Raw genomic sequence first — 7819 nt, forward strand, 5'->3', positions numbered from 1 at the left:
AGTGTCTGAACGGAAAGTCATAGTTTTTTTAAAGTCAGCCGGATAGCTGATGGCAGTTTATTAAATTACTACCATTCAAATCATTGGCATCCGATTGCGAATCAAGTTTTTGCGATATTTTCTCAACAACCGGACGCACCCCTCCGTCCACGGTAAATTTGTTCTAATCCTTAAGGTACAGAAGCGCATGAGTTTTCCGTCATCCGCAAATAGTCAAAAACCAAGCGTGAATTGCGCATGAGCTGCTGCATTTTCTGTGCAACGCTACGCACACCTTTTGATTTGATAATGCTTATGGCAAAACGCCGCAGTCGGGTTATGTTTTCCGAACCATGACCGGTGTGTATACGACTGCGGTCTTCGTCATAGTTCCAGTCGATGATGTAATGGCAGCTATTCTCGATGCACCAGTGCCCGCGGCGGTTTGTGGCAAGAACCCGTTTTGCGTCAGCTTGTTCAGGCGTTCGGCTGGTAATGCCATAGGCTGTTTCATGGGAGGTCTTTCCGCAATGGCATTACACATCGTCTTTCCGTCAATGGCGAGGCTTTCGTCCTGCTGGCCATAGCGTTGGTTCCAAAGCTGCAAAGCGCGGTCCAAGTCTATGGGATCAACGCTTATAAGGATATTGCGGATGATAGACAGACTCGGAACAACATACTTGCCGTTTCGGCGGCGGCAGCCGAAACGTTCCAGGGCATTTTGGCTGAGACTTTCAGCCCAATCCGAGATGGCTTGATATCCACGCATTCCACACAGGATTGCACCGGCTGCAATGGCTAAAACCGCTGCAAGTCGGTGGCGTTGTCCCTGGCTGCGGCGCGGATCGGAAATAGTGGTAAAAAAATCGGGTAAGGATCGCATCTGTTCGGCGCTGAGCATGATTTTGGAATCTCCTGTAATTCGGTATGCAGGATCGAGAATGGGCTGGGATAACAGTGCTTGTGCATCGGATTTTAACGGTTTAACAAAAACCATCTTTGGTGTCTGTGCTTTGGAACTGTAACCTTGCCTGGTTCTACGAAAGCCCTTTGTGTCGCCAACGTATTTCCAGTTGGCAGCTTTGTAAACGGTTCCTGAAAATCTCTGTGGGTCCACAAAGGTCTCCAATAGCAGCAATTGATGTCCGAACGCTGCCTGCCAATCTGCCAAAAGCCTCTTTTGGCACAACGATAGAATACGGGAAGCCAGGTTTTGGACATGCCATTTCGGGAGGATCAGAAAACGGCTGTTGTTGGTAATTAGCTTTAGCCGATCATATTGATGGCGGAAGTCCCATCCGATCCAACGATCCCGCGCTGAACACTTTAAGGCTGCGGCGGAAAAACCAAGCAGAGCTACCCACTGTTCCTGCCACAAGGCGACATACCAGATGGTTTCACTTATCTTGGGCAGAGCCCCGAGATAATGATGTTCCTGCATCAATTTTTGGAATTGCTGCTCTTCGGGCAAATAAACGGGTCGGACAAAGACTTCCAATAGATTCAAATCAGTTACCTCACGAATGAAATGTCATATAACTGCTGTATACATCATCCGTTGGCGTTTGTCCAGTTTTTATTGCAACTATCTGGTAGAATGTGTTTTAAATGATAGAAAAAATTCATCCTGGGGAAAGATTGATAGAGATCCAGGAAATTCAGATAGAACTGATCAACGAAGTTCGAGGCCGCAAATAGGCATTTTTTAAATTAAATCTTTTACGATGGCCTCTAAATTCTTTTTGGTAACCATAGCTGAATCGCCAATGTAAATAAAAGCATCCTCAGAAATTCCATTTAAAGATTCGTCTACTAACAGTATGTTTGCAGCCAGGCCTCAAACAGGATAAAGCCTGACCTTTACTACCGCCTTTCTGACAGGGGCCGGCTTATCAGCTGTTCCGGGCATATGAATATCTGTTGGGAAAAATATTGCAAACATTCCTTTTCCAAGTTTTATAAATGAAGCTTTTTCTTCAAAAAAGGCGCAATCTTTTTTATCATCATATTCTTCTGCGGGCGCCTGATTTTCCAGAGGTGCATATCCAACCCATTCAACACCTTTTGCAACATACTGAACATCTATATATTTACGATGTGCTTCCAATCGGCACTCATTACTGTGTCTTGTAGAATAATCGCTTATAATGACAAATATGTTGTCACCGTCAATATCATATTTTCCAGGTTCCATATTGTTAAAGTCAGCTGTGGCTATATACCTTAATGCAGTGGATATTTCATTTCCTAATCCGCTATAGATTTCAATATTATCAATGCTGTCAATTATCATTCACAAATTACCTGACCGGTATTTTTCAACCAACATAAAAAGCTGACTGGTTGCCTTATCAAGGTTATCATTAATTATCTCGTGTTTATACAGGTTTCTCTGAGCCATCTCTTGTTTGGCATTTCTCAGACGTTTTTCTATTACTTCCCTGTTGTCCGATCCTCTTGATTCCATTCGTATTCTCAGATCATCAAAGGACGGCGGCATTATAAAGATAGTAATACTGTCAGGATAGCGTTTAAGTATTTGCAGGGTGCCTTTTACATCTATATCCAGAAGTATGTCTTTCCCGGAAAGAAGAGCGTCATTTAAATACTCAGCAGATGTACCGTAGAAATTTCCGTGTACTTCCGCCCATTCCGCCCATTTGTCTTCCCGGATTTTTTTTTCAAACTCTTCTTTTGATATATAAAAATAATCAACACCGTTTCTTTCATCTTTGCGTGGTGCTCTTGTGGTATAAGATACTGAATAAATAATATCAAATCGATCCATCAATCGTTTGCAAAGAGTAGTCTTTCCTGCTCCGGAAGGTGCGGAAATAATAAAAAGGCACCCATGTTTTGAAGGCGCTTTGCCGGTATCCGCTTTATTTGTGGTATCTGCTTTTAAAGGCATATGTCTTTATTTAGACTCTTTAAGGCTGGTATAACGCTGAGAAATCGTTTCGGGACTGTAGCTGGAAAGAATTACATGGTTGCTGTCCAAAACAATTATTGCCCGTGTTTTACGTCCATGCGTTGCATCAACAAGACGTTTTTCCTCTTTTGCATCATCCTTTAAGCGCTTCATAGGGGCCGAATTGGGGGATACAATTGCAACAACCCGTTCAGCCACTACCGAACTTCCATGCCCAATGTTTAAAAGAGTCTGTTCCATTTTACTCCTTATCTTTTTATTGTTGACCTTGTAAAAAGTCGGAAAACTCCAATTTTTGCCATTCCTGCGAAGGCAGGAAACCAATAGATTAAATATGTTCCGGATGATAGATTATGTTTTATGCGTAATTATTCTATATTCTGCACTTGCTCCCTTAACTTTTCAATCTCGGATTTAACATCCACAATTGTATGAGATACTATAGCTTTTTCAGTTTTTGAACCTATTGTATTAAATTCACGGTTAAATTCCTGAAGAAGAAAATTGAGCTTTCTTCCGGCGGGCTCGCCCGAATTCATTATAATATTAAATTGGTTTAAATGGCTTTTTACCCTGAGTATTTCTTCGGATATATCAGACCTGTCTGCAAGAAATGCCGCTTCCTGAGCAATTCTTCCGGCATCTGTTTCGATGGTATCTTTTGTCAATACCGATATCCGGTCTTTTAAGCGTTCTGTGTAATGCAAAAGCAGATCACGGGATTCGGATTCGATAGTGTTCAGCAGCGTTTCAATGTTTTCAATACGCATGATAAAATCACGGGATATGTATTCACCTTCTTTTCTTCTCATCCGGTCAAGAAAATCCAAAGCCTCATCAACAGAATCTTTTATCAAAGGCCACTGAACCTCCACATCTTTTTTGCTTTCCGCCGGTTTTATCACTCCTTCAGCGCCTGCTATCATCTCAAGGGGTATTTGAGCATCAAGGCCTAATTTGTCCTTGAGGCGCAAAAGTGCATTATAATATGCGAGAGCTTTTTCCTCATTTATTTCAAATTCTACTAAACTGGTGTTGCTTTCTCTTATAGTAATTTTAATATCAATACGGCCCCTTGAAACTCTGGCGCCAATCAAGCCTCTGATTCTTTCTTCAAGAGCTGAGTATTCATAAGGCAAACGCAAGTTAACATCAAGGTACTTGCTGTTATATGTGCGGGTTTCAGTAATGACTTCAAAACCCTCTCCTGTTTTTTCCGAGCTTGCAAATCCGGTCATGCTTTTTATCATTATTTGTAGTCCTGTTTTATATCGGCAACATATTTATCGCGAACATTTTTAAGAAAAGACAGCATTTTTTCATCAGCATAATCAGGATATGTCCAGGGCAATGTTTGAAATTCTCCGTTCTGATAAATTAAAGTCAAATCTGCATAAATATTATTTCCGATATATATTCTGTGTGCAAAATTTTTACCTGTTGCAAGAACAAATTTTTCATGCAGCATGTATCCCGGATCAATATTAGCGATTCTTTTCCCGCTTTTTGAATATTTTGCTTCAATTTCGTTTGTAAATATTTTTATTTGAGAAAGACTTGTCAGTTCAATAAGATTGTTAAATGCAAACATCCTTCTGAAAAGAGGTGAGCCCATTTCAGGCTCATAATAAGAGGTATAATCAAATAAAAACCATTGGCTTATAATATCCACCTGACCAAATTCTGCGATCAGCTCGTTTTGCAGAGATTCAAGTAGATTTTTGTCATTGAGAAAAACTCCGATTACAAGTTTTGCCGGTTTAGGAGGCCGCGGGATGCTCATCTATTCCTCTGCTTATATGGGCTTGGCCTCATCTATCAACATTACGGGAATTCCATCCCTTATCTCATATAATAGTTTGCAGTTTTTGCATATAAGGCCATCGCCCGCATCATTAAGATGAATACGACCTTTACATTTAGGACAGGCAAGGATTTCAAGCAATTCTTTACTTATTGTCATTATTTGAATTTCTCCGGTAAGTTTGATACTCGTATAAACATTTTGTTGTAGATTTATATCGGCTGAACTATAGCAAATATATAGCAAGCATGCAAAAATATTTTAAGTATGCTGCTATTTTAAAATCATCATAAAAAACCGGCCGTACTTGAATGATAAAGCTTATTGTGCCATAATCCTTTTGTCTTAAGAATTCTTAAGAACAGCGCGTATATTCTGATTTTTATGGGACAACAAATGCAGAATGCTAAAAAAAATAACGATGATTTTGAACAGATCGGCAATATTCTCGGCAATATATTAAACAAATTCCGGATGGAATTGGGCTTTGAAACAGAAAATATTTCCGGCATCTGGAAAAATATTGTAGGAGAAGCAATTTATAAAAATACAAAACCTGCCGGATTCAAAGGACAAACTCTTCTGGTAAATGTAAGCGGTTCCGTATGGATGCAGGAACTGCAATATTATAAAAAAGATATAATATCAAAGCTTAACAACGAGTTTGGAAAAGAGATGGTTCGTGATATCAAATTCAAAATCGGGGCCATCTGATTATGGATTTACTGACAGATGATTCGTTCTTCAATGGTAAAATAAGTATCAGACAAAATAAGCTTGGATACCGATTTTCAGTTGATTCGGTCTTGCTTGCCTCATATGTTAAATCAGCCGCCGGAGATAAAGTCTTGGATATAGGAACCGGGTGCGGTATAATTTCTCTTATACTCGCGTATAGAAATCCCGGAATTGAAATATACGGAATTGAAGTTCAAAAAAGTCTTGCAGATCTTGCCGCCCTGAATGTGAAAAATAACTGCATGGAAGAACAAATTAAAATCGTTTACACTGATGTAAAGAATTTAAAAAAGAGCATGCTTTCAGGGTCACCTGACATTATTGTATGTAATCCCCCCTACAGGAAGGCAAATTCCGGAAGGGTGAACCCTGATAATCAGCGTGCACTTGCAAGACATGAAATCATGATTTCTCTTCCCGAGATCTTTGAATCGGCAAGCCGTCTTATGGATATTTCATCTAAATTTATAATGATTTATCCATCAGAACGCATAGCCGATATAATTGCTTATATGCGTTTATCAGGAATAGAGCCCAAGTGCTTTAAGTTTATTTATTCAAAAAATAATTCGGAATCCAAACTTGTAATTGCAGAAGGTGTAAAAGGGGGCAGAGCCGGAGCAAAAGTAACCGCTCCTCTTGTAATCTATAAGGATGACGGTTCTTATACTGATGAAGTAAAGAATATGTTCATTCCATAATAAAAAACATCTATAGTGTTTGTATTGGGTACGTACGGTTTACGACAATTGCCATAAATGCGGATATCCTTTAGAAAAGGCAGAGTATTATTGACAGGCATGGTATTATTTGTTACAGGATAGAAAATTTTTTGGGATTTATTAATTGCTGTTACATCGATGGGTTAGGCTGATAAATTTTTCAAAAACTTAGTTTTCAAGCTAAAGTTTCACCGAAATGATGCATGGTTTACTCACGCGACCATCCGTAACAGCGCGTCCACGAAAGATTTTCGGGAGAGTTTCTGGTTTTTGTTGCAAACGGCATTAAAATCATCAGCCAACGCGGCCTTGGCGATGATGTGTCTCAAATCTGAGAAGGCAAAAGTGTTTCGTCCTTTGACATAATGACGGCGCTCGGGGGTATTTTCGAGTCGTGTGCCATAGATCCAGACAATCGAGGTTGCCATCAGAGAGAAGTTTAGATGATTGATCACTGCATGCGCATTGCGGGTTTGGGTTTTGCTGCTGCCGATATCTTGCTTGATTTCCTTGAAGCCCGACTCTATTTTCCATCTGGCGCCGTAGTACTCGATGATCTGCTCAACGGATAGCTCCATATCGGTGGAGAAGAGGGCAACCCATTGTGTTTTGCGAAAAACCCATACAACCCGGACAGGACTCTTGATGTTTTTGAGCATGGCCGCCATGGAGAATGCATGGACTTCCCGGTATTTTCCGTAAAGGAATACGCGATGCGTTGAGGCTTTGGATATAAATCTGGCCGCCAGTTCAGCGCAGGAGCCCAGTCTTTGCCCGTATTTTTCGGGTCTGCCCTGCTTTTTAAAGGTTCTGATGTGAGGCATCATGTAGAGCGCGGTATTGGAACGTAATCTGGAGAGCAACTGGACTGAATCTCCGAGATGTTTGCGCAGGGGTGTAAACAGGCCGTCATTGCCGAACCAACTGTCGCAGACAACGGTTATAGCGGCGCCGGCAAAATGATGAGAGACTTGAGACAAAATGTCAACAGCTTGCTCCAGTTTGGTTTGGAATAAGGGTTCCTTGCCGGGAACCTTCATATTTTCCGATTGCGCCTTGATGGCTTTTTGGGGCAGATAGAATCGGAAGGCAAGGGGCAAACATGCCCAACGCCCTTTGACGAGTTTCAGGACGCCGGCCAGCACCACATTTTGCGCCCAGGGATATTTGGACTGGTTGGTCTTGGCGGCATGATCGAAGATGGTTGCACAGCCGAATATCTTTTTGCCTGTTTTGGCGTTGATGAAGTCATCCAATGCGATTAACAGACGCCCATCGGTCAGGGGCTCTGGAATCATGCTCCACAAGGTAAGCCATAGTTTATTCCAGGGGAGTTTGTTGGATGCCATGAATGTGTAGAATCGTCGTTGGTTGACATGGAAGCCGAAAAGGGTTTGAATGGAGCGAAGAACATTGGAGGAGATGGAGGTGGTAAAGGGGATAATGAAAGACAAGATGGCATAAGTGAACCATTGACCGCGGTTCATGCCGAGTTCGGTGGATGAAAACGTTTTCTGTAGAGGTTTAAGGATGTCGTTAAGAATAAACATTTTTAAAGTTGCTCCTTTCATAGGGGATATCAAAAAATTACGAAGATATCCTCTCATGAAAAGGGAGGAAAGTCAAGCAAAAGTTGACGTAAGT

At 41.2% G+C, this 7819-nt stretch carries 10 protein-coding genes; 2 read left to right on the forward strand and 8 right to left on the reverse strand.

The features are described 5' to 3' along the window. Positions 1-316 precede the first annotated feature (316 nt). The 7 genes from VXK47_RS10690 to VXK47_RS10720 form a co-directional block, all read right to left on the reverse strand. On the reverse strand, positions 317-1486 hold the full coding sequence (locus VXK47_RS10690; RefSeq protein WP_435548774.1) for a Druantia anti-phage system protein DruA: 1170 nt from the start codon (positions 1484-1486) through the stop codon (positions 317-319). 330 nt (positions 1487-1816) lie between these two features. After that, positions 1817-2272 (reverse strand): YhcH/YjgK/YiaL family protein, encoded by a 456-nt coding sequence (locus VXK47_RS10695; RefSeq protein WP_435548775.1) that lies wholly within the window; start codon positions 2270-2272, stop codon positions 1817-1819. Then, the gene (gene gmk, locus VXK47_RS10700; protein ID WP_435548776.1) at positions 2273-2890 is read right to left on the reverse strand and encodes a guanylate kinase; all 618 of its coding nucleotides are present in this window, start codon (positions 2888-2890) and stop codon (positions 2273-2275) included. Between the two features lie 6 nt (positions 2891-2896). After that, entirely contained in the window at positions 2897-3151 is a 255-nt protein-coding gene (locus VXK47_RS10705) for a DUF370 domain-containing protein (protein WP_435548777.1), read from the reverse strand. 128 nt (positions 3152-3279) lie between these two features. Continuing rightward, positions 3280-4161 carry a YicC/YloC family endoribonuclease gene (locus VXK47_RS10710; protein ID WP_435548778.1) on the reverse strand — a complete coding sequence of 294 codons (882 nt, stop codon included), beginning with the start codon at positions 4159-4161 and terminating at the stop codon, positions 3280-3282. Beyond that, positions 4161-4694 carry a DUF4416 family protein gene (locus VXK47_RS10715; protein ID WP_435548779.1) on the reverse strand — a complete coding sequence of 178 codons (534 nt, stop codon included), beginning with the start codon at positions 4692-4694 and terminating at the stop codon, positions 4161-4163. Before VXK47_RS10715 ends, VXK47_RS10710 begins: the two co-directional genes overlap by 1 nt. A gap of 12 nt (positions 4695-4706) precedes the next feature. Further along, positions 4707-4874, reverse strand: coding sequence for a Trm112 family protein (locus VXK47_RS10720; protein WP_435548780.1), 168 nt, complete (start codon positions 4872-4874; stop codon positions 4707-4709). 237 nt (positions 4875-5111) lie between these two features. Between VXK47_RS10720 and VXK47_RS10725 the strand changes: the two genes are divergently transcribed. Further along, positions 5112-5429 carry a DUF721 domain-containing protein gene (locus VXK47_RS10725; RefSeq protein WP_435548781.1) on the forward strand — a complete coding sequence of 106 codons (318 nt, stop codon included), beginning with the start codon at positions 5112-5114 and terminating at the stop codon, positions 5427-5429. Positions 5430-5431: 2 nt separating this feature from the next. Next, the gene (locus VXK47_RS10730; protein WP_435548782.1) at positions 5432-6154 is read left to right on the forward strand and encodes a tRNA1(Val) (adenine(37)-N6)-methyltransferase; all 723 of its coding nucleotides are present in this window, start codon (positions 5432-5434) and stop codon (positions 6152-6154) included. 233 nt (positions 6155-6387) lie between these two features. On the opposite strand, the gene VXK47_RS10735 is transcribed toward VXK47_RS10730, so the two are convergent. After that, positions 6388-7725 (reverse strand): IS701 family transposase, encoded by a 1338-nt coding sequence (locus VXK47_RS10735; RefSeq protein ID WP_435548783.1) that lies wholly within the window; start codon positions 7723-7725, stop codon positions 6388-6390. Positions 7726-7819 lie beyond the last annotated feature (94 nt).

Source organism: Desulfobacterium sp. N47 (assembly GCF_051233685.1).
GTDB lineage: Bacteria > Desulfobacterota > Desulfobacteria > Desulfobacterales > RPRI01 > RPRI01.